The organism is Mesorhizobium sp. M1E.F.Ca.ET.063.01.1.1 (genome assembly GCF_003998155.1).
Lineage (GTDB): Bacteria > Pseudomonadota > Alphaproteobacteria > Rhizobiales > Rhizobiaceae > Mesorhizobium.
Genome location: NZ_RZSC01000848.1, coordinates 1 through 2,361, shown reverse-complemented (window position 1 = coordinate 2,361; position 2,361 = coordinate 1). Strand labels below are relative to the sequence as shown.

Below are 2,361 nucleotides of genomic sequence, written 5' to 3'. Positions count from 1 at the left end.
GTCGCCGCCTGCAAAAAATACGCCCTGAGGAGCGACGGAAACCGCCGCTACCCTCCGTTCAAGGGAAGAGGGACACGCCTGCTGCCGCGCGAATGCGGGACAGGTTGGTTTCAACCTTGAGAAACTTGGGGAGTATCCCATGAACGGTCTGACGAAATATTCGCTCGCTGCAGCCCTTGCCGTCGGCGGGACGGTCGCGGCAAGTGCGGCTTCCGCAATGCCGATCGCGCCGGTTGCTGCGCCGGCGCTGGTCGAGCATGTGGCCTGGGGCTGCGGTCCGGGCTGGCGTCCCAACCCGTGGGGACGCTGCGTGCCCAATCGCCGCGTCATCTATCCGGGCTACTACTATTGGGGCGGACCGAGGGTCTATATCGGCCCGGTCTGGCACCCGTACCACCGCTGGCATCACTGGCGCCGCTGGTGAAGCCCGGCCCAGCTCACGATGCCGGCGCCGACGCCGGATCGTGAGCTTGTGATCTTTCAGAACTGGTCGGCCGACGCGATCTGCGTCGGCCCTGCGACGGAGGCTGCATTGGCCCTACCCGTTTCAAATGCCGCTCCGCCCGACCCGGCGCTTGTCGCGCTCAACCGCTTCGGGCTCGGCGCGAGGCCCGGCGACGAGCTCGGCAAGGTCGCGGCCGACGCACGCGGCTGCCTCAAGACGGAACTCAAGCAGCCGGATATCGCGCTTGTCTCGGCCGACGATTCAAAGAATGCCGGGTTGTTGGACGGCACCGCCGCGATCCAGGCCAGCATGGCCGCCGCCGCCGAACGCAAGGCGGCGCGGGGAGAGAAGGCGGCGCCCGCCATGCAGCCCGCAACAGACGCTCCGGACAGCTCAGCCGACGCAAAAAACAAGCCGGTCGTGCCGCCGGTCGAGGCCGATATCTATCGCGACGAGGCGCAGGCCCGTTTCGACAAGGCGATCAACGCCGGCCCCGGCTTCGTCGAACGGCTGGTCGGTTTCTGGTCGAACCATTTCTGCGTCTCGGCCGCCAAGGGCCAGATCGTGCGGGCCTGCGCCGGCGCCTTCGAGCGCGAGGCCATCCGCCCCTTCGTGCTCGGCCGCTTCGCCGACATGCTGCTCGCGGTCGAGCACCATCCGGCGATGCTGTTCTATCTCGACAACCAGCAGTCGATCGGGCCGGATTCGCGCGCCGGCAAGAGGCGCGGCCGCGGCCTCAACGAAAACCTTGCCCGCGAGATCCTGGAACTGCACACGATGGGCGTCGGCAGCGGCTATGCCCAAGCCGACGTCACCAGCTTTGCCGGCATGCTGACCGGCTGGACGATGGCCGGCCGCGAGGGGCGTCTGGGCGAACCCGGCAGCTTCGTCTTCAACGCCAACGCGCATCAGCCCGGCAAGGCGGTGCTGCTCGGCAAGACTTATCCGGACGGCGGCATGGGCCAGGCGGAAGCCGCGCTCAACGATATCGCGCGCCATCCGGCGACCGCGCGACATATCGCCGGCAAGCTCGCATGCCATTTCATCGCCGACGAGCCACCTCCTCGGTCGGTCGCGCATCTCGCCGAAGTCTTCACCAAGACGGATGGCGACCTGCACGCGCTGGCGCTGGCGCTGATCGACATGACCGAGGCCTGGTCGATGCCGCTGACCAAGCTGCGTGCGCCGTTCGACTATGTCGTTGCGGTCCGGCGGGCGATCGGTCCGCCCGCCGGCAACGAACCGCAACGGACGCTTCGCTGGCTAAGAGCATTGGGCGAGCCGCTCTGGCAGCCGCCCGGCCCGAACGGCTTTCCCGACCGGACCGACAACTGGGCTTCAGCCGAAGGCCTGAAGACGCGGCTCGACATCGCCTGGCAGGCCGCGAAGCAGGCCGACGATATCGGCAATCCCAGCGACATGCTCTCCACCCTGATCGGTGCTTCGGCATCGGCCGAGACGCGAGAGGCGATCGCGCGCGCCGAATCCAGACAGCAGGGTCTGGCGTTGTTGCTGATGGCTCCGGAATTCCAACGCAGATAGTTCCAACCTCGATGAGCGGAGATGCCGCCATGAGCCTTCTTTGTGAAACTCCCAATCTCTCCCGCCGCGCCGTGCTGATGACTGGCGGCGCGCTGTTTGCCTGGGCCTATCTGCCGCGCTTCGCGCGCGCCGCCGACAATCGCGACCCGCGCCTGATCGTCATCGTGCTGCGCGGCGCACTCGATGGGCTGTCGACGGTCGGCCCGGTCGGCGACCCCGACTATGCCGGCCTGCATGGCGATATCGCGCTCTCGCTCTCAGGCCCCAACCCGGCGCTGCCGCTCGACGGCTTCTTCACCGTCAATCCGGCGATGCCGGTGTTCGCGCGGCTGTTCAAGGCGGGCCAGGCAGCGGTCGTGCACGCGGCCGCGACC

At 67.8% G+C, this 2,361-nt stretch carries 2 protein-coding genes and 1 pseudogene; all 3 read left to right on the top strand.

Features of this window, described 5'->3' with window-relative positions:
• Positions 1-139: 139 nt before the first annotated feature.
• Positions 140-424 (top strand): hypothetical protein, encoded by a 285-nt coding sequence (locus tag EOA29_RS33265; protein ID WP_126090410.1) that lies wholly within the window; start codon positions 140-142, stop codon positions 422-424.
• Positions 425-442: 18 nt separating this feature from the next.
• Positions 443-1,987, top strand: a complete 1,545-nt coding sequence (locus tag EOA29_RS33260; protein WP_127222193.1) for a DUF1800 family protein — start codon at positions 443-445, stop codon at positions 1,985-1,987.
• 29 nt (positions 1,988-2,016) lie between these two features.
• Positions 2,017-2,361 (top strand): annotated as a pseudogene (locus EOA29_RS33255) (hypothetical protein); the annotation flags it as partial.

Excerpts from the sequence above, each read along its gene's own strand:
- EOA29_RS33265 (WP_126090410.1), top strand. The coding sequence starts at position 140 with ATGAACGGTCTGACGAAATATTCGCTCGCTGCAGCCCTTGCCGTCGGC.
- EOA29_RS33260 (WP_127222193.1), top strand. The coding sequence starts at position 443 with ATGCCGGCGCCGACGCCGGATCGTGAGCTTGTGATCTTTCAGAACTGG.